The sequence below is a fragment of the Pedobacter terrae genome (genome assembly GCF_900100705.1).
In the GTDB taxonomy this organism is placed as follows: domain Bacteria; phylum Bacteroidota; class Bacteroidia; order Sphingobacteriales; family Sphingobacteriaceae; genus Pedobacter; species Pedobacter terrae.
In genome coordinates this window covers 1-24386 of the sequence record NZ_FNCH01000005.1, presented here as the reverse complement: position 1 = coordinate 24386, position 24386 = coordinate 1, and the positions used below count along the sequence as shown (strand labels likewise).

The 24386-nt window shown below is 39.4% G+C and carries 20 protein-coding genes; 12 read left to right on the top strand and 8 right to left on the bottom strand.

Annotated features, from left to right (window positions below):
• Positions 1-64 precede the first annotated feature (64 nt).
• Positions 65-1150, bottom strand: coding sequence for an Ldh family oxidoreductase (locus BLR60_RS08055; protein WP_090498605.1), 1086 nt, complete (start codon positions 1148-1150; stop codon positions 65-67).
• A 59-nt stretch (positions 1151-1209) separates the two neighbouring features.
• Entirely contained in the window at positions 1210-2796 is a 1587-nt protein-coding gene (bshC, locus tag BLR60_RS08050) for a bacillithiol biosynthesis cysteine-adding enzyme BshC (RefSeq protein ID WP_090498603.1), read from the bottom strand.
• A gap of 301 nt (positions 2797-3097) precedes the next feature.
• Between bshC and BLR60_RS08045 the strand changes: the two genes are divergently transcribed.
• Complete coding sequence (locus BLR60_RS08045) at positions 3098-3430, top strand: hypothetical protein (RefSeq protein ID WP_090498600.1); 333 nt, start codon at positions 3098-3100, stop codon at positions 3428-3430.
• Between the two features lie 81 nt (positions 3431-3511).
• Here the strand turns inward: BLR60_RS08045 and BLR60_RS08040 are convergent, their stop codons facing one another.
• From BLR60_RS08040 to BLR60_RS08020, 5 genes are all read right to left on the bottom strand, one after another.
• Positions 3512-5422: a DEAD/DEAH box helicase gene (locus BLR60_RS08040; RefSeq protein WP_090498597.1), complete on the bottom strand. Its 1911-nt coding sequence runs from the start codon at positions 5420-5422 to the stop codon at positions 3512-3514.
• Between the two features lie 273 nt (positions 5423-5695).
• Positions 5696-6061, bottom strand: coding sequence for a DUF2200 domain-containing protein (locus BLR60_RS08035; RefSeq protein WP_090498594.1), 366 nt, complete (start codon positions 6059-6061; stop codon positions 5696-5698).
• Between the two features lie 37 nt (positions 6062-6098).
• Complete coding sequence (locus BLR60_RS25430) at positions 6099-6242, bottom strand: glycosyl-4,4'-diaponeurosporenoate acyltransferase CrtO family protein (RefSeq protein ID WP_394333564.1); 144 nt, start codon at positions 6240-6242, stop codon at positions 6099-6101.
• A 321-nt stretch (positions 6243-6563) separates the two neighbouring features.
• Positions 6564-7112, bottom strand: a complete 549-nt coding sequence (locus BLR60_RS08025) for a DUF4256 domain-containing protein (protein ID WP_208600598.1) — start codon at positions 7110-7112, stop codon at positions 6564-6566.
• 28 nt (positions 7113-7140) lie between these two features.
• A complete protein-coding gene (locus BLR60_RS08020) occupies positions 7141-7608 on the bottom strand; it encodes a DUF4293 domain-containing protein (protein ID WP_090498590.1) in 468 nt (155 codons plus the stop codon).
• A gap of 195 nt (positions 7609-7803) precedes the next feature.
• Between BLR60_RS08020 and truA the strand changes: the two genes are divergently transcribed.
• Positions 7804-8556, top strand: coding sequence for a tRNA pseudouridine(38-40) synthase TruA (gene truA, locus BLR60_RS08015; RefSeq protein ID WP_208600597.1), 753 nt, complete (start codon positions 7804-7806; stop codon positions 8554-8556).
• A gap of 117 nt (positions 8557-8673) precedes the next feature.
• Positions 8674-10443: an ABC transporter ATP-binding protein gene (locus BLR60_RS08010; RefSeq protein WP_090498588.1), complete on the top strand. Its 1770-nt coding sequence runs from the start codon at positions 8674-8676 to the stop codon at positions 10441-10443.
• Here BLR60_RS08010 and BLR60_RS08005 read toward each other — a convergent pair.
• Complete coding sequence (locus BLR60_RS08005; protein WP_090498586.1) at positions 10440-10700, bottom strand: hypothetical protein; 261 nt, start codon at positions 10698-10700, stop codon at positions 10440-10442. The two genes, BLR60_RS08010 and BLR60_RS08005, sit on opposite strands and share 4 nt — an antisense overlap.
• Positions 10701-10918: 218 nt before the next feature.
• Here BLR60_RS08005 and BLR60_RS08000 point away from each other — a divergent pair, with 218 nt between their 5' ends.
• The 9 genes from BLR60_RS08000 to BLR60_RS07960 all read left to right on the top strand — a co-directional run bounded on the left by BLR60_RS08000 (position 10919) and on the right by BLR60_RS07960 (position 24028).
• On the top strand, positions 10919-12745 hold the full coding sequence (locus BLR60_RS08000) for a glycoside hydrolase family 2 protein (RefSeq protein WP_090498584.1): 1827 nt from the start codon (positions 10919-10921) through the stop codon (positions 12743-12745).
• A gap of 113 nt (positions 12746-12858) precedes the next feature.
• On the top strand, positions 12859-13443 hold the full coding sequence (locus BLR60_RS07995; protein ID WP_090498582.1) for an RNA polymerase sigma factor: 585 nt from the start codon (positions 12859-12861) through the stop codon (positions 13441-13443).
• Between the two features lie 95 nt (positions 13444-13538).
• Positions 13539-14717: a FecR family protein gene (locus BLR60_RS07990; protein ID WP_090498580.1), complete on the top strand. Its 1179-nt coding sequence runs from the start codon at positions 13539-13541 to the stop codon at positions 14715-14717.
• A 76-nt stretch (positions 14718-14793) separates the two neighbouring features.
• Complete coding sequence (locus BLR60_RS07985) at positions 14794-18192, top strand: SusC/RagA family TonB-linked outer membrane protein (RefSeq protein WP_244155616.1); 3399 nt, start codon at positions 14794-14796, stop codon at positions 18190-18192.
• A gap of 10 nt (positions 18193-18202) precedes the next feature.
• Positions 18203-19591: a RagB/SusD family nutrient uptake outer membrane protein gene (locus BLR60_RS07980; protein ID WP_244155615.1), complete on the top strand. Its 1389-nt coding sequence runs from the start codon at positions 18203-18205 to the stop codon at positions 19589-19591.
• A 56-nt stretch (positions 19592-19647) separates the two neighbouring features.
• The gene (locus BLR60_RS07975) at positions 19648-20739 is read left to right on the top strand and encodes a cyanophycinase (RefSeq protein ID WP_090498578.1); all 1092 of its coding nucleotides are present in this window, start codon (positions 19648-19650) and stop codon (positions 20737-20739) included.
• A 6-nt stretch (positions 20740-20745) separates the two neighbouring features.
• Positions 20746-21771 carry an isoaspartyl peptidase/L-asparaginase family protein gene (locus tag BLR60_RS07970; RefSeq protein WP_090498576.1) on the top strand — a complete coding sequence of 342 codons (1026 nt, stop codon included), beginning with the start codon at positions 20746-20748 and terminating at the stop codon, positions 21769-21771.
• The gene (locus BLR60_RS07965; RefSeq protein ID WP_090498574.1) at positions 21771-22610 is read left to right on the top strand and encodes a cyanophycinase; all 840 of its coding nucleotides are present in this window, start codon (positions 21771-21773) and stop codon (positions 22608-22610) included. Before BLR60_RS07970 ends, BLR60_RS07965 begins: the two co-directional genes overlap by 1 nt.
• A gap of 167 nt (positions 22611-22777) precedes the next feature.
• Complete coding sequence (locus BLR60_RS07960) at positions 22778-24028, top strand: dicarboxylate/amino acid:cation symporter (RefSeq protein WP_090498572.1); 1251 nt, start codon at positions 22778-22780, stop codon at positions 24026-24028.
• The last annotated feature ends 358 nt before the right edge of the window (positions 24029-24386 follow it).

The window sequence follows — 24386 nt, the reverse complement described above, 5'->3', positions numbered from 1 at the left end:
ATTGCCACACCCAACTTTGCGAACTTAGCGCTTTCTTCTCAGCGCCCTTTGTGGTTAAATGAAGCTATTTTAATTCTTCTAAACCCAATTTCACAGCAAGTTCATTCAGATCCTTTACCACCACATCAATGATCGGAATACCACCAATCTTTCTCTCCTGTTCAAATTCATGCTCAGGCTCTCCTGGTATAATAACCTTTTTATTGGGGTCTATTGTTTTTGCACTTTTAAAGCGTTCTACCCAATTATCTAAATGATCTTTAAAGTCAGCAGCTGGCCTGAACCCATCTACACGCATAGCGCCTAAAAAGTGGCCAAGTCCTTCACCAACCGGATTCGCCGATGGCTCAAGGAACGCTACGAAAGGCGGTACCCATGGACCATAATTTGCCCCGGATAATACCGCCGATAAAATATCTACGGTTGCACTCAATCCATAACCTTTATGGCTACCATGGTCTTTATCGCTTCCTAAAGGAAGAAGCGAACCACCGTTTTTTAATTCGTTTGGGTCAGTCGAATTTTCTCCGCTTTTATCCTGAACCCAACCATCCGGAACACTTTTATTGGCACGCTGTGCAATTTCCAATTTTCCGTTGGCAGCAGCTGCGGTAGCCATATCGACAATTACCGGTGGGTATTTGCCCGCAGGGAAAGCATAACACATAGGGTTAGTGCCCAGCAAACGTTCGTTGGCATAAGTAGGTGCAACCAAAGGGCTTGCATTAGTCATGCTGATGCCGATCATATCTTTTTCTATTGCCATTAAAGCATGGTAACCTGCTATGCCGAAGTGATTGGAATTTTTAACCGATACCCAGCCGCTACCATACTTTTCTGCTTTTTCGATAGCAACTTGCATGGCAAAGGGCGCCACTACCAGTCCCAATCCGGCATCGCCATCTACTGTTGCTGTGGTAGGGGTTTCATGTACAATTTTAATGTTCGGGTTAGCATTAATTCTTTTCTTGTCCCAAAGACGTACATAGCCACTTAAACGTGCAACGCCATGCGAGTCGATTCCACGTAAATCTGAACGGATCAAAACATCGGTCGCTAAATCGGCATGCTCATCAGAACAGCCCATTTTTTTAAAAACGCTATAAGTAAAAGCCCTGAGCTTGGTTTCGGTAAAGATGATGAAGTTCATATTAGGTATTAAGTATCGATAATCAAGATTGACTGCGGACTTCGGACTCCGGACTAATTTTATGGCAATAAAATCGTAAAATCGCCGCCCAAAGGTTCAAAATTTTCTATGCAAGAGGAAAGGAAATCTTCTCCATAATTTACATACATCGGTGCAATATTCAAGATCCTTTCTTGCAATGTGCCATTTGGGAACAATCTCTTCTTTACGTTGTCAATCTGCAGCAATGCCGTTTCATGTTTTCTTTTTTCTGCTCTGAATAGTTTCTTTTCCAGATTTGCTAACAAGCGGTTGGCTCTTTGTTTTGCGGTATCTGCAGAAACAGAAAGGGTTTTATCTATTTTATAGGCATTTAACTTAATTTGGTCGAAAATGCTATTAATTGCGCGGGTTTCATCCGCTAAACTGAGTTCGGCAGTTGTATTCCGTTTTACCCAGATGTTTTTCAGTTCTTCAACCGGAAGAAAAATATCTTCTAATGAAAAGCCCAGTCTGTACAGATTTTCTGCACTGCGTTTGTCTATCAGTAAAGCCGAATTGCGTAGCAACAATACCGGAAAATCTACCTTATAGTAATCGAAATTTGCTTTTAGCTGCATCCAGTAAGCTACTTCAGCACCACCACCAATGTAGGCAATATTAGGTAAAATAACTTCCTGGTACATGGGCCGCATCACTACATTAGGGCTAAACCGCTCAGGATGTGATTCGATTTCGGCTTTTAACTCAGCTTCAGTAAAACTGATTTCGGTGTGGTTGACAACATATTTGCCATCTTCAAAAATCAAGCGTTCGCGAAGGTTATCGATCAGGTAAAAGAAATTAATATCCCTACCGTTAACCTGTGTTTTATAACCCAATTCTTCAAGGTTTTTAGAGCTGTTTTCAATATTTCTTGCACTGTTATGCTGAATAATATCTTCGGTAATGATATTTGCAAATTGCTTTTTTAATTGAGTATCATCTGCATTTACAATCACTAAGCCATACTTCTCGAATAAATTATTCACTAAAAAACGGGTGGCATCAGCCAAATTATCATGTTGCAAATAAGCCTGTTCTACCAGTTTGGCAATCCGTTTTCCATTTTTCGAGATCCCAAGGTATCCCTTGTATGCGGTTACTGCCGCGGCAACAGTTTTGGTGCTTAATCTTCCGGTTGCACCATTGGTTTGCTGAATCCAGCTGATGTTTTTTTCATCAACACTCACATGGTTGATTTCCTCGAAGTCATGATCCTCAGTCGCCATCCAATAAACCGGGACAAAGTTTTTATCGGGATGAGCCATTTTTAACTCAATGGCTAAATTGATGGTCGTTACAATTTTATAAATAAAATAAAGTGGACCTGTAAATAGATTTAATTGGTGACCAGTAGTTACTGTAAACGTATTATCATGGGCTAATAGTTCTATGTTTTTAGTAACCGATTTATTGGGCTGTAAATGCTGATATTGATCTTGCAGAACCTTTACGAGGGTTGCCCGGTTTCCAAGGAAATTTCTGTGTTCGATTGCGCTGGCTAAACCCGCAATATCAGGGCGGTAACTATAAAAAGCTTTAAGCTGCTCTTCGTTGTTGATGTAATCTAAAACCAGTTTTGAAAAAGAACCGGTTTCCTGATAGGAAATGTATTTTGCCTGCATGATTTGCGAAAGTAGTGCAATTTAAGGATAATCTTAAAGTCGCGCCACTATTTTACAATTGTTAAATAATTAAAGTTGCTTTCCTTAATGCTAAATTTATGAAATATACTTTTAGATCAATATCTGCTTTAAAAAAAGTACTGTTATCAAGAGGTACAGCCTGTAATTCTGCAGCTGTAAAATCCACCTGAATAAACCATTCTAAAAGGCATTTATTTTAAAATAATGTTTTCCTGGTCTGGAAAAGCGTTATTTTCTATAAATTTATGACGCGCATTGGCCATTAAATAATCTAAACCCCTTGGAAAAAGTAACTTTATTTTACCTGGAAAAGCCTGATATTAAAATATCTATGGAGTTGTATTTTAATGAGAACAACCAATTATACTTTGATGGATATGATATTGGTAAATCGGTAAAAGAAATATGGGGAGATGCTGATTATGAGTATTGCTATGCTATTGAATTGGAAGAAGTTGCTAAATTTTACGAAATATTCAATTTAGAGCAAGGTGACAGATCTGGTTTGCTACACACTTTGAAGCTTCAGTTTAGTGGAAATAAGGCTTATTCATTATTTGGTGAATTCATGGATGCTGAGAATATTAAGTATGATCGTTTTTCCTGGGCCTGACCGTTTTTAAATGATTAAACTGCATAAAAAAACCGGCCTCGAATAAACAAGACCGGTTTGTAAAATATTTGGTTTAGTGATTTACCATTTTTTACGGCGTTCGCCACTTCCACCTTCACGGTTTCCGCCTTCTCTACGTCCGCTTCCACCTTCTCTGCTTCCACCTTTTTCATCACGGCTGCGTCCAGAGAAATCTCTGAAACCGCCACCACTGTTTCCACCTTCACGTCTTCCGCTGCCGCCAGAACTTCTTCTGTCGCCTCCGCCACGGTAACCACCGCCGCCGCCGCTTCTGCGTTCTCCACCGAAACCACCGCCACGTCTTTCACCGCCACCGCGTCTTTCGCCAGCACCTTCACCGCGACCGCTATCTCCGCTTTTCTCGATACGTACCTGGCGACCGTTAAATTCAACTGATTTAAAGCCTTCAAAAACTTTGTCGGCAACATCATCTTCAACTTCAAAGAAAGAGAAAACACCTTTTAAATCAATTTTACCAACACTCTTGCCACCAATCTTTCCGTTATTACAGATAAACGATAACATATCTCCACGGGTAAACTCATCTACAGAACCCAGGTTGATGAATAAGCGGGTGTAACCTTCGCTACCACGTCCGCGTCTTTCGCCACGTTCACCTCTTTCACCACGGTCATCACCTACAGCAGCATTTAAGTCAGGAGCTTTGGAATAATATTCTAAGAAACGGTTAAATTCTAATGAAGCAAAACGTTTAATTACATCCTCTTTAGATAAATCTTTAAATTCATCCATAATGCGCGGAATGTACTGATCAATTTGCTCTTCGTTAACCTCTACATTATGTACTTTATGTACTAAAGAGAATAGTTGTTTTTCGCAAACATCAAATCCTGTCGGTAGCTCAGCTTTGGTAAATTGTTTACCAATGATACGCTCTAATTGACGGATTTTTCCAACTTCTTTAGAGTTGATGATACAGATTGAGATACCGGTTTTACCTGCACGACCAGTACGGCCTGAACGGTGGGTATAACTTTCAATTTCATCAGGTAAAGAATAGTTGATTACGTGCGTTACGTTGTTTACGTCGATACCACGTGCAGCAACATCGGTAGCAATTAATAATTGCATGTTACGCTCACGGAAACGTTGCATTACCTTATCACGTTGTTGTTGCGATAAATCGCCGTGTAAAGCATCAGCATTGTAACCATCTTTAATTAAGTGCTCGGCAACATCTTGTGTATCCAATTTGGTTTTACAAAATACTACAGCAAAAATTTCAGGATTAAAATCTACAATACGTTTTAAGGCAGCATATTTATCACGGGCACGAACAATGTAATATTCGTGTTCGATGTTAACATTACCTGTGTTTTTGGTGCCCATGGTTAATTCTATAGGGTTATCCATATAGTTTTTAGCTATACGGCGAACTTCTGCTGGCATGGTAGCCGAGAATAACCAGGTTTTTTTGTCATCAGGAGTGGTTGATAAAATGTCGTTGATGTCGTCCTGGAAACCCATGTTCAACATCTCGTCAGCTTCATCAAGCACCACATATTTAACATTTGAAAAATCAATGGCTTTACGGCCAATGATATCCAACATACGGCCGGGCGTGGCCACTACGATCTGAACGCCTTGGCGTATTTCGCGTAGTTGTTGCATAATGTTCGCGCCACCGTAAACGGCAACCACGTGGGCATTAGCAATGTTTTTAGAAAAGTTTTTAAGGTCGTTAGCGATCTGCAAGCATAACTCACGGGTAGGGCATAAAATCAATGCCTGTGGTTTGTTAACTTTAAAATCGATTAGTTCTAACAGCGGCAAACCAAATGCGGCTGTTTTTCCTGTTCCTGTTTGGGCCAAACCAACAAAATCATTAGTGCCTTCTAACAGTACAGGAATACTTTGCTCCTGAATCGGCGTTGGATTTTCGAATCCAAGGTCCTTTACGGCATTAACGACGTCATCACTTATCCCCAATAATTGAAATGGGTTTGTCATTCGTCTATTTATTTTTAATTGAGCCGCAAAGGTACGATTAATATTTCGTATTTCTCAGAGAATCAAGTAAATAGTTTTTTAGGCTAAATATTTGGAAATAAGGAAGAAATAAAAGATAAAAAAGGAGAAATGGAAATTGGGTAGCTGATATGGCGCGAATTGCTGCCTTTAATTCCCCAGAAAATTTACTAAAATAAAAACCTTTTGATTTTAATGGTCGGATTCGTAAATCTTTATGAAGATTGTGGCCAATTTATCAAATGCAGTTTTAATTTATCCGGCTCTTAAAATTTTCTCCATCGTTTTGCCTTTGGCCAGTTCATCAACCAATTTGTCTAAATAGCGTACTTGCCTGGTCAGCGTATATTCAATTTCTTCGATTCTGTAACCACAAATTACGCCTGTAATCAAATGCGCACTCGGATGTATATCCGCATGCGCAAAAAAATCTTTAAAGGTTGTTTTCTGTTGGATACATTGTTGAAGTTGTTCTTCATTATAGCCAGTTAACCAGCTAATCACTTGGTGCAGCTCTTCAACCGTTCTTCCTTTTTTCTCCACTTTTGTAACGTAATGTGGGTAAACAGACGAAAAAGTCATTTTGGCTATTTTTTCATTATGCGCGGGTGTTACATTCATCGTCTTCGTTTTAAATACCTGTTTTTGAAGATAATTGTTAAAATTTATTGATAAATCTATCTATTTGTCTTTTATTTTCTTGTTGCAGTAAAGACGGATACAGATTCATCATCACGTTTAAAAACATGATGATACCTGCAGATTTAAATTTAGATTGTAAGAGGCAACAATTGCGAAACAAGTCACGAAGATAAACGCAATTAAATGATCTATTTCGGATGTTGTCATTTCAGTACGTAATTTAATTAATCAGCTTTTTCGATCTTGCTTTTAAGTTTAAGTTTTTGATTGAAAAATCTGAAAAAGGTGTTTTTTACAATCCATTTGAAATATGCATTCCAGTAATTTTTTTTGCCTTTTCGCTTTTAATAAAATTAAGAAGATTTAGGTTTTTATTATAAAAATCAGTTTTTTTGATGAAAGCGTTTATCAACATGCCAACAATCTAGGATATAAAGGCAATTGAGATGCTGAAAGATAGATCTTTCAAAACCATTTTAAATCAAAGGCTTAAACAAGCTCTGAAACCCCTCGCTGCATAATAAGATTCTGCCCCATTATGGTAAGTGAAAACTTTCCCATACCGATAGTCGCAAAACAATGCGCCACCCAGCTTTCTAATATCATCAGGTGTTTTAATCCAGCTAGAGCTTTTACTGTCAAACTTGCCAAATTGCTGCAGATAACGATATTGTGTTTCAGTTAAAACTTCTATGCCCCAATTATTTGCCAGATTAATGGCGCTATCTTGTGGTTTATATTCTTTTCTTGATGCCAGTGCTTCGGCATCATAACACAAACTTCTACGTCCTTTTGGGCTTTCGGTAGCACAATCGAAAAAAAGATAGGTGTCGGTTTTTTCATCAAAATCAACTACATCCGGTTCACCGCCGGTTTCTTCCATTTCATTTAGGGCCCAAAGTTTCTGCGGATTGGCTTCTAACTTATTTAGTATATTTAGCCATTCCAGTCCCTCGTGCCAGTTCCTGTTTTTTTCGAAACGGGTCTTTAGTATGTCTAGCAACCCCTTAGTTTGATCTGTAGATAACATCTGATTCTTAATTATGAAACTAATTAAACTATCTCAATCTTTCAGCAGAACGGATCAGCCGTTCATCTTTATTGATGCCGAAAATACCCAATACAACAAATAAAATTGCTAAAGCGGGTAGGTAAGCACCAATACCAAAATTTGCGCCTTCTATACCGCCAGGAAGTTCTTTTGCATAAATGCTGCACCAAAAAGCAAAACCACCTATTAATATGATCGAAACGATGGCGAAACGTTTTTGGAAACTTCTTTTTTTGTAATTGAAAATATTGATGAAACAGAGTAATGCGACTGCAATATTGGTAATCAATAAGGGTAAAAATACTTCAGCATTTAAGGTCTTTCCTGTTTTTTCTTCAAGATAATGATGGAGACCGTTTGTATAAATCTTGGCTTCAGAACCACCAACTGTTTTTGTTGCAATTGGTAAGAAAAGCATTAAAACCAAGGTTAAAGCCGCTAAAAAAAGCCAGATAGATTGTATTCTTTGTATCATGAATGTAAATATATTGGAACAAATCTATACTTTTTTGATAAAAGAAAGAAGATTAAAGTTCCCGAATAGGATAGAGATTTATACATAAGAAGCATTAATTGCTGTTTGTGATGGGAATTTGCTCTGAACTCCCAACGCCAAACTCTCACCTTCGCGCTTTGCCCTTTGCCTCTTAAACTGTACTTTTGCATCGCTTTGAATAAAAAAAGGTATTTCATCCAATTGGCTTATGATGGCAGCTTATACCATGGCTGGCAAACCCAACCCAACGCAATTACCGTTCAGGAATTGTTGGATAAGGCGATGTCTGTTTTTTTTCGGCAGCCTATCGAAACATTAGGCTGTGGCAGGACTGATGCGGGTGTGCATGCCACAGATTTTTATGCCCATTTCGATGTTGAAGATGTAGATGAGGTTAAAGTATTGAATGCCATTACTGGCATCAATGCCATGTTACCTTATCAAATTGCTGCAAAACGCATGATACCGGTAGACCCCGATGCCCATGCCCGCTTTGATGCCACAGCACGTGCTTATAAATATTATATCCATTTCGAAAAAGACCCTTTTAAAATTAACAGGTCGTGGTTGGTAAAAGATGAGCTTGATGTTGAGGCGATGAATGAGGCCGCAGCTGTGCTGTTAAATTATACCGATTTTTCGTGTTTCAGCAAATCCAATACCCAAACTTTTACCAATAATTGTAAAATCACTAAAGCGGTATTTGAAGAACAAGAAGGCGGCTTGGTTTTTACCATCCAGGCCGATCGTTTTTTGCGGAACATGGTCAGGGCTATTATGGGTACTTTGGTGTCAGTTGGTAAAAAAGAAATAAATTTAGCCGCTTTTAAAGCAATAATAGAAAGTAAAAACCGCAGTAAAGCCGGGCAATCGGTACCTGCCTGTGGTTTGTATTTAGTGAAGATAGAATACCCTTATTTTGGTTAACTGTTTAAATTGGTTGTTCGGTTAATTGTATCCAAATCCAGTTAACCAATTGAATCATTAAAGCATCTAGTTAAACGGCAGTTAACCAATTTAAACAGTTAAACAGTTAACCATATCATGGCAGTTACAGGCGACGTATATAACACCGGATTACTGAAACGTATTTTTCAATACGTAAAGCCTTACCGCACCGTGTTTGTATGGTCGGTTATTTTAACCATTCTGCTGGCGGCCATTTCGCCTGTGCGTCCGTTTTTGATCAAATACACACTCGATCATTACATTTTAACCGGAAATTATTCGGGCCTGGTAAACATGACCATGTTGATGATTTTTATGCTCATTTTGCAGAGTATAGTTCAATATAACCATACGCTTTTAACCAATACATTAGGCCAGTCTGTTATCCGCGATCTGCGGATCAATGTTTTTAATCACATTACTAAATTGCGCCTTAAGTATTTCGATAAAACACCAATAGGACAATTGATTACCAGAACGGTTTCAGATTTGGAAACCATTGCTGATATATTTTCGGAGGGTTTAATTTCCATGATTGGCGACAGTTTGCAGGTGGTAGTTATTGTGGGCGTAATGTTATATACCGACTGGGAGTTAAGTTTAGTCGTGCTTTTGCCCATTCCGCTGCTGATTATGGCTACCCGGAAATTTCAAAAAGCCATTAAAGTCGCGTTCCAGGAAATCAGGAACGAAGTTTCTAACCTGAATACCTTTCTGCAGGAACACATTACCGGTATTTCTATTGTACAATATTTTGCCCGGGAGAAACAGGAGTACCGAAAATTTTATGCCATTAACAAACGTTATCGCGATGCCAATATCCGCAGTAACTGGTACTATTCTATATTCTTCCCTGTGGTTGAGCTGATTTCGGCCATGTCTCTTGGCTTATTGGTATGGTACGGTGCTAAAAGCATTCTTTCTAAGCCGTTAGATGTTACTCCCGGCACCATTACACAGTTTATAATGTACCTCGGCATGGTGTTCACACCCATTCGCCAACTGGCAGATAAATTTAATACCCTGCAAATGGGAATGGTGGGCGCTGAACGTGTTTTTAAAGTTTTAGATACCGACGAAACTACCCCTAACAATGGTAAACAAAAACCCACCAAACTGGATGGAAATATTAAGTTCGAAAGGGTTTGGTTTGCCTACAACGATGACAGTTATGTGCTAAAAGATCTCAGTTTTGAGGTAAAAGCAGGCGAAACGGTTGCTTTGGTTGGTGCAACTGGTGCCGGTAAGTCTTCTACCATTAATATACTGAACCGTTTTTATGAGGTTAAACGAGGAGATATTACCGTGGATGGCATCCATATAGAGGATTTTGAACTCGATTACCTGCGAAGCCACATCGCAACTGTACTCCAGGATGTTTTCTTGTTTTCAGATACCATTTTAAACAACATTACGCTTAATGATCCTGAAATTACGATTGAAGAGGTCGTAAATGCGGCCAAAAAAGTGGGTGCACACGACTTTATTGAACGTTTACCAGGAGGTTATCAGTATAATGTGATGGAAAGAGGGGCTACACTTTCTGCAGGTCAGGCGCAGTTGATTTCTTTTATCCGTGCATTGGTCCATAATCCGGCTATCCTGGTTTTAGATGAGGCCACCTCATCGGTTGATACTGAAACCGAATTATTGATCCAGAAAGCCATTGACAATTTGATGGAAGGCCGCACCTCAATCGTAATTGCCCATCGCTTGTCAACCATTCAAAAAGCCGATCAGATTATCGTGCTCGATAAAGGCGAAATCAAAGAAAAAGGAACGCATCAGCAGTTGTTAAAATTAAACGGTTATTATAAAAAGCTTTACGATCTGCAGTTCTCTTCTAAAGGTATTGCCAAAGTTTAATTTATACTGTTAGTCCACTCAGTTAAATATTCATCATCATTCTTTTCTAATACCTTAAAATTTGCATTAAAGGTTGAGGTGTACTGGAGCGATTTTTTGTTCACGATATCGGTTGTGGTACTTTTAAGCGAAATTTTGTGCACTTCGCCTTTTTCCCAGTGAGGGTAAATATCTACCTCCGTTTTTTCGTTCTGCGCTACAGATAAAAATGGTAATAAGACTAAAAGGATCTTTAATACAATTGGGTAAGGCCTCATTTAGATTGTTTGATCTATAGGCAAAAATAGAATAAACATCCAGTTTATTGAAAATTACCAGTCGTGCAGAAACAAAATTTCTTCGTTATAAAAGATAAGGTCTAAAGATATTTTGTAACTAATGATTGAGACTTTTTAAACAATTCATTTGATCCGCCTGTTCATTATGACTATTTTGCATTAAATCAACCACCTAACGAAAAAGATATCTCTGCCTGATGAATTTAAAATTTACCCTTAAAATTTGTGTTTTTTTTGCTGTTACATCTCTACTTTCAATAGCGTTACAGGCACAGGAAGCTAAACTCCCTACCAAATGGACGATTGATGCTGCTACGGCAAAAGTGCCTTTTCCAGATTATCCACGTCCACAGCTCCAGCGCAAAGATTGGCTAAACCTAAACGGCAGCTGGGAATATGTTGGCGGAAAGAATGCACCATCGGCTCTGGCGCCCAGGCAGGTAATAGAATTTCCCGGCAGAGCTGAAAAAATCCTGGTGCCTTACTGTCCCGAATCTTTTCTCTCCGGTATTGAGCGTAAGCAGGAAATCAATATGTGGTATAAACGTGAGTTCGAGATCCCTGCTAACTGGAAAGGAAAAAAAATTATTGCACATTTTGATGGTGTGGATCACAATGCAACGATATTCGTCAATGGAAAACTTGCAGGCCGCCATTCAGGTGCTTATGATGCTTTTGGTTTTGATATTACCTCGCTTTTAAAGAATGGTTCCAATACACTGATTGTTGCAGTTTATGATCCCAATGATGGAAAAGCGCCTTCAGGGAAAAACGGCCCGCGTGGCGATTATACTTTCAGTTCCGGTATATGGCAGAGTGTGTGGCTGGAGCCAGTGGCCAATACTCATATCGAACAGATCCGAATTACACCCGATGTAGAAAATAAGCGGCTTATTCTTTCAGCCAAAGCAACCAGTGGCCAGATCGAGGCCATTGCATTTGAGGGAAAAAAGGCCATTTCGGAAGTAAAGGGGGTGGCAGGCGAACCGTTAATTCTCCCGATAAATCAACCCAGGCTGTGGTCACCAGCCGATCCTTTTCTATACGACCTAAAAATTGTGCTTAAGGATAAAAACGGCAGGGTAACTGACGAGATCATGAGTTACTTTGGGATGCGTGATATCAGGTTGGGTAAAGTAAATGGTGTGGTAAGGCCGCTTTTGAACGGAAAGTTTGAAATGCAGGTCGGTTTATTGGATCAGGGCTACTGGCCAGATGGGATTTTAACCGCGCCAACTGAAGAAGCGCTAAAATCGGATCTGGAGTTTACAAAGAATGCAGGTTTTAACCTCATCAGAAAGCACATGAAAACCGAACCTAAACGGTTCTACTATTTGGCCGATAAAATGGGAATACTGGTTTGGCAGGATATGCCTGCTATGTGGTACCAAAACGAGGATACATTAAAAAATCGGAGCGTTTTCAGAAAAGAGCTTAAAGCTATAATGGATGATCTCTACAACGCGCCATCAATTATCAGTTGGGTGCCCTTTAATGAAAACTGGGGTGCATTTGATGTTAAAGAGATCACCGCCTGGGTAAAAAAATATGATCCATCCAGATTGGTTAATGGCAATTCCGGGTTTAATAATAATCCTGGGTATCAGCAACCACTGGGAGATCCCGGAAATGGTGATTTTGTAGATACGCATATTTATATTGGTCCGAACGGGGCATCGCAGCCAGATGGAAAGCGAGCCGCGTCTCTCGGCGAATATGGCGGTATCGGGCTCTTTGTAAGGGGGCATATGTGGCCAGTTGAAAATAATGCATACGGATATGAACCTACTGTTAATGCGCTTACGGATCGTTATGTACTGCTGATGCAGCAGGTTGAGCAGCTGATGCTTTATAAAGGCCTGAGTACAGCGGTTTACACCCAGACCACCGACGTGGAACATGAAATAAACGGTTTACTTACCTATGATCGCAAAGTGGAAAAAATGGATGTCAAACGTGTAAAAGAAATTAACCATGCTGTTATCGAATCGGGCAGGACCCTTAACACAGCTGAAAAAAAATGATAACCTAAAAATTAACGGTTTTAAATGCACTATGGCTCTTCAATTTCGGTCTGAAAGCGTTTACGTAATTCCTTAAAAATGATTATGTTTGGTTTCGCAACCCAACTAATCATTTGAACATCAAGAGAAATAGTGAGCATGATCATGCCCTTTTTGACTTATTAAAGCAAGGAGATGAGGTTGCTTTTGGCAAAATTTATTCCCGGTACTGGGCAGAACTCTATAATGCAGCCTACAAACGGCTGCCCGAAAAAGAGAAATGTCAGGATATTATTCAGAATATTTTTACTGACCTGTGGAATAGAAAAGCTGAACTCGATTTAGAAAATCCAGTGGCTTATCTGCATACAGCGGTTCGCTTTCAGACTTTGAAACATTTAGCTAGAAGTCCAAAAAACAGCTTTTTCGGAAAATCTTTCGAAAATGAGTTAATTTCTCCTTTGCAGGCTGATGGCATATTGCTTGAAAAAGAAGTAGCTGGATTACTGGAGTTGTTTATTAAAGCCCTACCCGAAAAGCGTCGTAATATATTTATGATGCATTATTTTGAAGGTTTATCTACTGCCAAAATTGCGTTTGAACTCAATATATCGCAAAAAACTGTTCAGAACCAGTTAGCTAACGCAACACAGGCCCTTCGTTTAAGGCTTACACACCTTTTTTTAGTGGCTTCAGCTGTTATATCTGCAATTTCCTGATAAGTTTAAGTTCTTTTTTAAATTTATTTGAAATATTTTAAAATTCTTTTGGGATATTTTCTGCTTTCTGGTACATCTATATAAAACCAGAAAAAATGAACGCCTTTAATCATCAAAAAGAACTGCAAAAAATCATCCAGCGTTATGTGTTGGGCACGGCTACACCCGATGAGATTCTTTTTGTAGAAAAATACTATCAATATTTGGACAAGAATCCTGATATTCTTGAGCAGTTCAACGCAGATGAAATAGCCAGACTGGCTGACGTTAATTTCACAGCGATTAAATCGAAAATTAACCTTAACGAAAAACGTAAAACCGTTAATCTTTATAAATATATTTCGGCGGCAGCCATTCTACTCGTTATTGCCGGAACCACCTTTGTTTTTCTCTATAAAACCAAGTCAGGGCTTAAGCGTGATTCAGCCATTCACAAACAGCTGGATATTTTACCTGGTACCAATAAAGCTATTTTAACCCTCGCTGATGGTTCAAAAATTGTTTTAGATGAACATACTGCAGCCAATATAAGCGATAAAGATGGCTTAAAAATTTCAAAAACAAATGAGGGGCAATTGGTCTATACCGTTTTAGATCAAAGCCATCTAAAATTGGGGTCAGCAATTGCCTATAACACCATTCAGACACCTAAAGGTGGGCAATATCAGGTGATTTTACCAGATGGTACAAAGGTTTGGCTAAATGCGGCTTCCTCTTTAAAGTATCCTGAAGTATTTAGTGGTAACATACGTAGCGTAGAACTTACCGGCGAGGCCTACTTCGAAGTGGCTAAAAATAAGGCTAGACCTTTCCACGTCAAAAATCACCATCAGGATGTGGAAGTATTGGGTACACATTTCAATATTAATAGCTATTTAGACGACAATACCATAAAAACCACTTTGCTTGAAGGGCGTGTTCGGATAAGCAACGGTCAATCAGTCAAAATTTTGAAACCTGGTGAGCAAGCCATTGCCGAGGTTTCAGGTGATGGTATCATCACGGTGGCGACTGGTGTAGATGCAGATGACGAAACGGCATGGAAAAATGGTCTCTTCCAGTTTAACAATGCCGACCTGAAAAGCGTTCTAAGCCAATTGGAAAGATGGTACGATGTGGATATCGATTATCATACTATCCCAAATAAAAAGTATAATGGTATGGTTCCACGTAAGTCTAAACTATCGGATGTATTAAAAATGCTGGAGAAGACTGGAAATATCAGGTTCGAAATTGCGGAAGGAAAGAAGTTAAAGGTATTACCAGGAAAATAAAGCCTATGGAATAACAGATTTTATCAATTAACCCACAAATAAACTAATCAATTCAAATTTAAACCAAACTGAATGTATGAACTTTTACACTCAAAGTAATCATCCCGATGCCTTAAAGGCCGAAGGTTTTATTACAAACTATTTTAACTTAACATTTATCAGAACCATGAAACTTTTTGTTGTTGTAATGACGGTTCTGTGCTTACAGGTTAGTGCATCGGCATTTTCTCAGAACATCAGCATGAACCAAAAAAATGTGCCGCTTGTACGCGTTTTAAAAGAAATTAAACGCCAAAGCGGTTATTTTTTCCTGTATGATTCTGATTTAATTGAAAAACTGGCCAAACCGGTAACGGTTGACCTTAAAAATGCCGAAATCAAGGAAGTACTTACACAGGTTTTGAGATCGCAGCCATTTAGCTGGGAAATTATAGAAAATACCATTTTAATTATGCCCATTGCGAAAAGCAATAATGCTAAAGCGATTGATGTAACGGGTAAAATTGTAGATGAGAATGGAAACCCAATGCCAGGTGCTTCAGTAAAAGTTAAGGGCCAACCAGCTATTTCGGTTACCGATAGCAATGGAAATTTCATCATCAGAAATGTAGATGAAAATGCAGTTCTGGTTATTTCTTATATTGGTTATACGGATAGGGAAGTAGCAGCTAAAAGTCAGTTGGGAACTCTTAAATTAAGTTTATCGGCTGGTACTTTAAATGATGTTGTAGTAACAGGTTATACCAGTTATAAAAAAACGCAATCTGCCGCAGCAAGTTCTCTGGTTACTTCCGATAAAATTAATCAGGTTCCGGGTTTAACTTTAGATCAGATCTTGCAGGGGCGTGTGCCGGGCATGAGCGTTATCTCAACTTCAGGCCAGCCAGGTACGAGTGCATCTGTTGTGATTAGAGGAATAGCTACCATTAATGGTGTGAGGGGGCCGCTGATTATATTGGATGGCGTACCTATCGAGGCAGGCTATTTCCAAACCATTAATCCTGATGATATAGAATCAGCTACAGTGCTAAAGGATGCATCAGCTACCGCTTTATATGGTTCAAGAGGGGCTAACGGTGTAATTGTTTATACCACTAAAAAAGGTAAGGCAGGTGGGGTTTCTGTAAGCTATAATTCACAGTATGGTTTTTCTAATCTGAGCAGACCAAACTTTGTAATGATGAATACTAATGAGCGTTTGCAGTTTGAAGAAGAAATTGGCTTAACAGGCGTAAACATTGGCCCGGGTTGGACTTATTCTCCGAAAAACCCATCTTACGCAGCAGGAACGGCAGCATCAAGAGGCCGTGCAGATTTTATTTTAGATAGTTTAAGGCAGATTAATACCGATTGGAGAGACATCTTTTTCAGAAAAGGCAAGTTCCAGGAACAACAGGTGAGTATTAGCGGTGGTAATGATAAACTGCGTTTTTATAACTCATTAAATTATTACAGCCAGGAAGGTGTTGCCGTAAATACAGGCCTTAACCGATATGCACTCAGAAGCAATTTAGATTTTAATGATGATAAATTTAGCGGAGCCGTAAACGTATCATTAGGTTATTCTCAATCTACTTTTATTGATGGAGAAGGCGCTACTACGGCAGGCACACCAATGTCTGCAGTTTATTATGCATTGCCTTATGAGAAACCCTATGCCTCCGATGGTACGCTGGTGCATCCAGGTATTAGTAATCTGCCTAAGTATAATATTTTGGATCAGCGTGAAGGAACCCTGGCCCTGGAGCGTTTACTGAATTCCAGTAATAAAACAGATCAGTTTAAAGCCATAGTTGGCGGTTCATTTGCTTACCAGATTTTACCATCGTTAAAGGCAACTACCAGATTTGGCATCGATTATAGAAATTCGTCAGATGAAAACTATGTTAATCCAAATTCTTATTACGGCTCAAGATCTGTTGCAAATACCCTGGGCGGGAAAGGCCGTTTAGATGAGATTAGCCGCAGAAATTTCGGCATAGTATCTACAAGTGGTTTAACCTTTGCTAAAACATTTGATAGTAAACACGATGTTGAATTTTCAGCATTGTACGAGTATATATACAATGACTATAAATTTTTCGGTTACAGAGGCTTTGGTATAGATGATCGCTTACCAGAAACACCTGCTGGCATAACAGTAAGTACGGTTTTCTTACCATCACTTTCTGGAAGCAAAACACGAAATGCCATAGCATCATTTATGGGCATTGGCCGTTATACTTACGATCGTAAATATACTTTAACCGGAAGCTACCGTTATGATGGTTCTACAACGGTTGTCGAAAAAAATAAATGGCATGGTTTCTATTCTGTAGGTGCCAACTGGAATGCTAAACAGGAAGATTATCTTAAAAATTTAGAAATTATCTCAGATCTGAGTGTCAGGGCAAGCTACGGAACGGCAGCAAGTCCGTTTGGTGGCAATTTCGATTACCAACAAGCCTATGGTAATACTACCTATGGCGGTAATGTAGGGATTAGGGCAACTGCCGCAGGTAATATAGATTACGACTGGGAGTACGTTAGTACATTTAATGCTGGTTTCGACCTGGGTTTGTTTAAAAGCAGCAGATTACGTTTGAGCGCCGATTTTTATAATAAAATTACCAGCAATATGTTCATCAATCAGCCTCCTTCTGCCGTTGCAGGTTATGCAACTTTGCCTTTAAGTTCTGGTAAAATGAGAAATAGAGGTGTCGAATTTGACATTAGCGGAGATGTAATTAAAACCAGAGATTTTATATGGACAGTTGGTGCTAATGCAGGTTACAATAAAAACATGATTTTACGTGTGAGCGATGTAACTGATAATTTCCCTGATGGAGATTCGAGAATTATAAAAGTAGGCTTGCCTTATGGAACTTATTTTGCGCCAGATTGGGCAGGTGTAAACCCACAGACCGGAGAGGCTCAATATTATAACCTTGATGGCAGTATAACTACATTGTACAACGCCAATACCCAAAGTACCACAAATTCTGGCAGCATGTACCCAACATTTACCGGTGGATTTACTACCTCATTAAGTTATAAAGGAATAACGGCCTCTGCACTGTTTTCTTTTGTAAGCAACGTAATGCGGTGGAATAATGAGGATTTTTATAACGAAAACAGAACCTACCGTACCAGTAACCAATCAGTAAGGATGTTGTACAACCGTTGGCAAAACCCCGGCGATACCGGAGATGATGCCATTCTGCAAAGATTTGATATCCCTAGAAATTTCACTTCGAAAGACATTCAGGATGCTTCTTATCTTAGATTAAGAAATGTAACTATTGGTTATACTTTACCTAAATCAATCTTAGAAAAAACTAAAATCATTAAAGGTGTTAAAGTATTCGTTCAGGGCCAGAATCTATTTACCTGGACCAGTTGGAGAGGTTTGGATCCTGAAAACAACGATGTTTTCGGACGTTTTCAATATCCAAATACCAGAACGTATACTGCAGGAATTAATGTTAACTTTTAATAAGTACTTTATGATTAACAAAATATATACAAAATGCACTGTGTTATTGGCAGTCGTATTGTTGGTAACATCTTGTACCAAACTGGATTTTAAGCCAACAGACTTAATTTTACCTGAACAAGCATTCAGGAATATTACAGATGTTAATTTAGGAGTAATCGGCGCTTATGCACCAATTGATTATTCTACATTAAGCTATAGCTCAATCGTTTCAGACGAAGCCATGTATCCGCAAGAAAATACAGTAGGAAACAGCGACGCATTTAGGTGGCTGTACAATGGCTCCAATGGTTCCGTTACCGGACTATACTATACAAATTATACAGCTATAGATAGAGTTAACCGGGTTTTAGAAGCAATGGAAAAATTAACTTTTACGGGAACAGATATTGCTTTGGCTGATCGTTATAAAGGTGAGTTATTGGCGCTCCGGGCCTATTTGCATTTTGAATTGTTAAGGGCTTACGCCTCTTCCTATCAAACAGGTGCCCTAGGGGTAACCTATATGCAAAAATCTGCTATCATTTATCCAGCCAGAGAAACTTTTGAGGCGGTAATTGCAAAAGCAAAAACAGATTTAATTGCAGCAAAAGCATTAATACCAGCAAGCTTTACCGATAAAACTAGAATTACGAAAACTGCAGTTTCGGCAATTCAGGCACGTGTTGCTTTGTATGAAAAAAACTGGGCTGATGCCATTGCCTACTCAACTGAGGTAATAAATGCTTTACCTTTAGCTACCAAAGCACAGTTTCCTGGCATCTGGACAGATGCAAATGATGCTGAAGTAGTGTGGAAATTAAAACGGGTAACCGGTGATTCAAGAACCGGAGATTTCTTTTTCAGACAATCGGGTAGCTATGTTTTATATGCGCCTTCATTTAAATTAATTGCAACATTCGATCAGACAAATGACATCAGGTTTGTGCCTTACATCAAATTCGATAATACACGTACAGGCACAAAATCTAAATATCTGGTAAATAAATACATCGGTGGAACTTCATCTGCACCTGGTTTAGCAGATGTAAAACAATTCAGAACTGGCGAAATGTACCTGATCAGAGCCGAAGCCAGAGCAGAAACTACAGGCGATGCTGCAGGAGATATTAATACCTTACGCGCGGCAAGAATTAATGGCTATATTAATGCAGTATTTGCAGATAAAACGGCTTTAATTAGTGCTATTTATGATGAAAGGTATAAAGAGTTAGCATTTGAAGGTCATCGCTTCTTTGATTTGAGACGTAGAAATATGGTAATTGAAAGAACTGCCGCCGATGTTGCCGCAACGCAAAGTGCACTCACTTTGTCTCCAAGCCAGGCGCAATATGCGTTGCCAATTCCTGCAACAGAAATATCTGTGAACAAAAATATTATCCAAAATCCTAAATACTAGGGCGTTTTTTGTCGGGGGGAACTTATGTTTCCCCCCGGTATATTCAAATTTTTATTATGAAACAATCATTTCTTGTGCTTTTAATGATTTTTTGCATCTCATCTATCAGCTGCGGCAAATCGGATGGCACAACAGCGATCGTTCCGGCACCTACTACTGGAGGGAATCCATCAAAGCCCAACAGGCCAGGTTCTATTGGTATAATTGGCGATAGTGCCAACGTTGTTAAACCAGTTACCGGAGGCATGGTACTTATGGGTGGTGGTGCCGATGTAGAAGCCGCATTTAAATGGATGATAGCCAGGAGCGGAGGAGGAGATGTAGTTATTCTCCGCGCCACCGGAACTGATGCCTATAATCCCTTTGTAAACGCGTTAGGAACTGTAAATTCTGTAGAAACATTGTTGATCAATTCGAAGGAACTGGCTAACAATGATACAGTGGCTTACATCATCCGCCATGCAGAAATGGTTTTCATCGCCGGTGGCGACCAATCTGATTACATGAAATACTGGAAGGGCACCAAAACCGAACAGGCCTTAAATTATTTGTTGAATGATAAAAAAGCACCAGTTGGTGGTACTAGTGCAGGTTGTGCTATTTTGGGCGGTTTTTATTACAGCGGCGAAACCGGAGGGCTAACCTCTGCGCAGGCATTGGCAAATCCGTACCATGCCAATGTTACCTTGTATAATAACGATTTCCTGAAAGCGCCTTATTTGCAAAATGTAATTACCGATCAACATTACTTGACCCGCGATCGCGAAGGAAGATCTCTGGTGTTTTTAGGAAGAATCAATAAGGATTTTTCAATTCAGGCTAAATGTATTGCTGTAGATGAGCGTACCGCTGTTTGTATTGATAAAGATGGAATGGCTAAAGTTTTTGGAGATTATTCGGCCGCAAGGGCTTATAGTTACGCTTATTTCATTATTCCAGATACAACCAAACAACCAGAACAGTTCGAGGAAAACCAAAAAGTAAATTGGAACAATGGCGGAAAAGCTTTTTCGGTTTACGAAATTGCTGCCTCGGTTAATGGTGGTGGAAGTTTTAATGTTGCTACCTTTAAAGCGAGTGATGGCAGCGGTGGAAAATGGTATGCATGGTGGATAGATAACGGAGTGTTAAATAAAAAAGATCAATAAAATAAAATGAAAGCATTGAAATTATTTACGGTATTATTATGCGCTGTATTAGCATTGAATGTTAGTGCACAACAGAAAAAATATGTAATGGTCATCCACGGTGGTGCTGGTACCATTTTAAAGAAAAACATGACACCCGAGAAAGAGGCTGCTTATGTGGCTGCTTTAACAAAGGCTTTACAGGCCGGTTATGCAGAGATTAAAGCAGGTAAATCAAGTCTCGATGCTGTTGAAGCAACCATCCATGTTTTAGAAAACGATCCGCATTTTAATGCAGGTAAAGGTGCTGTTTTTACTCATGATGGCAGAAATGAACTGGATGCCGCCATTATGGACGGAAAAACTTTAATGGCAGGTGCTGTTGCAGGTGTAACAACCGTGAAGAATCCCATTTCAGCAGCAAGAGCGGTAATGGAAAAATCGGAACATGTGATGATGGTGGGTTCGGGTGCCGATCTGTTTGCAAAAGATGCAGGACTGGAAATCGTTGATCCTAAATATTTCTGGACAAAGGAACGTTGGAACGGTTTGCAGGAAGCCATTAAAGAAGATTCTACAAAAGCAGTTTTAGATCATGGTAGCAAAAAATCGGGTTTACTCGGCATTAAAAACCACGACTATAAATTTGGTACCGTTGGCTGTGTAGCTTTAGATCAAGCAGGCAACCTGGCTGCCGGCACATCAACAGGCGGTATGACCAATAAAAAATATGGACGGGTAGGTGATGCGCCGATTATAGGTGCAGGTACTTATTGCAATAACGAAACTGCTGGAATTTCGTGTACCGGTTGGGGTGAATTCTATATCCGCAATGTGGTAGCCAAAACCATTTCTGATTTAATGGAATATAAAGGTATTTCGGTTACAGAAGCTTCGAAAATTGTATTGGATAAGGTGGGCAAAATGGGTGGTGATGGTGGTTTGATCGCGTTAGATAAAAAAGGTAATGTATCGATGCCGTTTAATACAGAAGGCATGTACAGAGGCACTATAACTGCAGACGGAAAAATAGAAGTAAACATTTACAAATAATGAAAAAACTATTTTTGATAGCATGGCTGGCCATCCTTTCGTTAATGGTAGTTGCGCAGGGAAGACCCAAAGGTAAGCTGTTTATTATTGGTGGTGGCGACCGCTCTGATGCCTTGATGAAAGAAATGCTGAATACAGCTTTACTGAACGCCGACGATTATATTATTGTGCTGCCAATGGCGAGCGAGGTGCCTGATGCGGGCTTTGCGACCCTTTCTACCCAATTAAAGAAGCTTGACAACCGGACCATCCGGAATTTTAACTTTAGTAAACATGATGTTAACGATAAAAAGTGGATCGATTCCCTGGCCGGAGCCAAACTGATTTATATTTTAGGTGGCGACCAGAACCGTTTCATGAAATCGGTACTGAATACTCCCGTTTACGCTGCTATTCATAAAGCTTATCAAAATGGAGCCACCATTGCCGGAACAAGTGCCGGGGCTGCGGTAATGAGTAAGTATATGATTACTGGCAAACAACTTTTAGATACCGTTTATAAAGAAACCTTTAATAAATTATGGGATCGAAATATCGAATTTGCAGAAGGAATGGGCTTATTGCAAAATACCATTATCGATCAGCATTTTTTAAAACGCAACCGTTATAACCGATTGATATCTGCTTTGGCAGCGCATCCTGATCTGGTTTGTATAGGTATTGATGAAAGCACAGCAATCATTGTTCATGGCAATAAAGCAACTGTTGCAGGCGAAAGTCAGGTTGTTCGTCTGGCTAACCCAAAGGACATCAAAAAAACCGATAAGGGCCTGCTAAAATTTAAACAGGCCGATTTTGGCATTTTTACAGCTGGTGATGTGATTGACATTAAGCCTTAATGCGTTTGCGCTCGTTTTTTACGATTGCGAAAATAATATTGCGATTCTATCGCTTTCAGGGAAAGCCTATCTTGAGAAATTAAGGTAGGCTTTTATTTTAATTCAAATATTAACAAACTATTTAACAAAAGGAAAATTACCCTATCTTTCATTTTTCCTAAGCATAAATGAAAAAGATATTTTCCAATTTAACAGTCCAGGTTTTAATTGCCATCGTTATAGGGATCTGTGTGGGTACTTATTTCCCTGGCTTCGCACCAACGGCCAAAATGATCAGTGAGGGGTTTATCAACCTGATTAGCATGTTAATTGCCCCGATTATATTTTTTACCATTGTATTGGGTATTGCACATATGGGTGATATGAAAAAAGTAGGTAGGGTTGGTGGTAAGGCACTGTTATATTTCGAAATTGTAAGCACAGTTGCCATTGCCATTGGTTTGCTGGTGGCGAATATTTTAAAACCGGGTGCAGGAATGGTAGCTAAAACTGGTGATGCTACAAAAATTGCAGGATATGCCGAGCAGGCAAAAGAGATGAATTGGGGAGAATTCTTTCTCCATATTATCCCACATAATGTAATGGCTGCTTTTGCAGAGGGCAATATTCTGCAGATTCTACTTTTTGCCATTCTTTTTGGTTACGGATTGAATAAATTGGGTGGCGAAGGTACAGCGGTTTTGAATGCCTTTGATAAAATATCGAAGGTGTTGTTTAAAATTATGAAGCTGATTATGCGGTTAGCCCCAATTGGTGCTTTCGGCGGAATGGCCTTTAGCATTGGTACACATGGACTGGAAAGTATATTTGGGATGGCGAAACTAATGGGTTCGGTTTACTTGACCTGTATTTTGTTTATTTTTATTGTGTTAAACGGAATCTGCAGATACTACAAATTTAGCCTTTGGCAATACTTAAAATATATCCGACAGGAAATTTTAATTGTTTTAGGTACCTCTTCTTCCGAATCGGCCTTGCCCAGTATGATGCAGAAAATGGAAAGCATTGGCTGCGATAAATCCGTAGTGGGTTTGGTTATTCCAACGGGTTATTCTTTTAACCTTGACGGTACAGCCATCTATCTGGCTATGGCGGTGATATTTCTCTGCCAGGTTTTTCATGTCGATTTGACTTTGGGGCAGCAGATTACTGTTTTAGGTGTGCTGATGGTTACCTCTAAAGGGGCTGCCGGGGTTACCGGAAGTGGTTTTATCGTTTTGGTATCAACCCTCACCGCATTAAAAATTATGCCGATTGAACATATTTCTATCTTAATTGGTGTAGACCGCTTTATGAGCGAAGCCAGAGCCATTACGAATGTCATTGGAAACGGGGTAGCTACCATTGTGATCGCCAAAAGTGAAAATCAGTTTGATGAAGAGAAGTACAGAGAGGCTATTCAAATAGAAAAAAGATAGCTGCTCTTCAGTTCTCAGTTTTGGCTGCATAACCTAAAGCAATTAGTATTCCTAATGTGGTCGTCATGCTGAATTTATTTCACTGTTGTCCGGTTAAAATTTACAAAGGAAGAAAATACTTTGTTTTTAGGCTAATTGGGTTAGATTATGTTTTAAAATCAATTTCCAAGGTCCCTCTTTTTAGACCGCTGTTATCTCTCCGTCCGATATTTAGCTTTTCAGGGTTGTTGAGAAACTGATATAGACTGATGTAACTCATGATATGCAGCCTGATGATCGACCTCAAGTTTGAGAATGCCCACTTCTTTTTGAGCTGTACCTGAACGATCTTTATCAGCAAATCGGATATAAAGGCACA

What these genes read in the sequence shown, in the direction of transcription:
- BLR60_RS08025 (WP_208600598.1), bottom strand. Translation starts at nt 7,112, where the DNA reads ATGTTATCTACAGATCAAACTAAGGGGTTGCTAGACATACTAAAGACC.
- BLR60_RS08000 (WP_090498584.1), top strand. Translation starts at nt 10,919, where the DNA reads ATGAATTTAAAATTTACCCTTAAAATTTGTGTTTTTTTTGCTGTTACA.
- bshC (WP_090498603.1), bottom strand. Translation starts at nt 2,796, where the DNA reads ATGCAGGCAAAATACATTTCCTATCAGGAAACCGGTTCTTTTTCAAAA.
- BLR60_RS07980 (WP_244155615.1), top strand. Translation starts at nt 18,203, where the DNA reads ATGATTAACAAAATATATACAAAATGCACTGTGTTATTGGCAGTCGTA.
- BLR60_RS07975 (WP_090498578.1), top strand. Translation starts at nt 19,648, where the DNA reads ATGAAACAATCATTTCTTGTGCTTTTAATGATTTTTTGCATCTCATCT.
- BLR60_RS08005 (WP_090498586.1), bottom strand. Translation starts at nt 10,700, where the DNA reads ATGAGGCCTTACCCAATTGTATTAAAGATCCTTTTAGTCTTATTACCA.
- BLR60_RS08010 (WP_090498588.1), top strand. Translation starts at nt 8,674, where the DNA reads ATGGCAGTTACAGGCGACGTATATAACACCGGATTACTGAAACGTATT.
- BLR60_RS07985 (WP_244155616.1), top strand. Translation starts at nt 14,794, where the DNA reads ATGAACTTTTACACTCAAAGTAATCATCCCGATGCCTTAAAGGCCGAA.
- BLR60_RS07965 (WP_090498574.1), top strand. Translation starts at nt 21,771, where the DNA reads ATGAAAAAACTATTTTTGATAGCATGGCTGGCCATCCTTTCGTTAATG.
- BLR60_RS08035 (WP_090498594.1), bottom strand. Translation starts at nt 6,061, where the DNA reads ATGAATGTAACACCCGCGCATAATGAAAAAATAGCCAAAATGACTTTT.
- BLR60_RS08055 (WP_090498605.1), bottom strand. Translation starts at nt 1,150, where the DNA reads ATGAACTTCATCATCTTTACCGAAACCAAGCTCAGGGCTTTTACTTAT.
- BLR60_RS07970 (WP_090498576.1), top strand. Translation starts at nt 20,746, where the DNA reads ATGAAAGCATTGAAATTATTTACGGTATTATTATGCGCTGTATTAGCA.
- BLR60_RS07960 (WP_090498572.1), top strand. Translation starts at nt 22,778, where the DNA reads ATGAAAAAGATATTTTCCAATTTAACAGTCCAGGTTTTAATTGCCATC.
- BLR60_RS07990 (WP_090498580.1), top strand. Translation starts at nt 13,539, where the DNA reads ATGAACGCCTTTAATCATCAAAAAGAACTGCAAAAAATCATCCAGCGT.
- BLR60_RS08020 (WP_090498590.1), bottom strand. Translation starts at nt 7,608, where the DNA reads ATGATACAAAGAATACAATCTATCTGGCTTTTTTTAGCGGCTTTAACC.
- BLR60_RS08040 (WP_090498597.1), bottom strand. Translation starts at nt 5,422, where the DNA reads ATGACAAACCCATTTCAATTATTGGGGATAAGTGATGACGTCGTTAAT.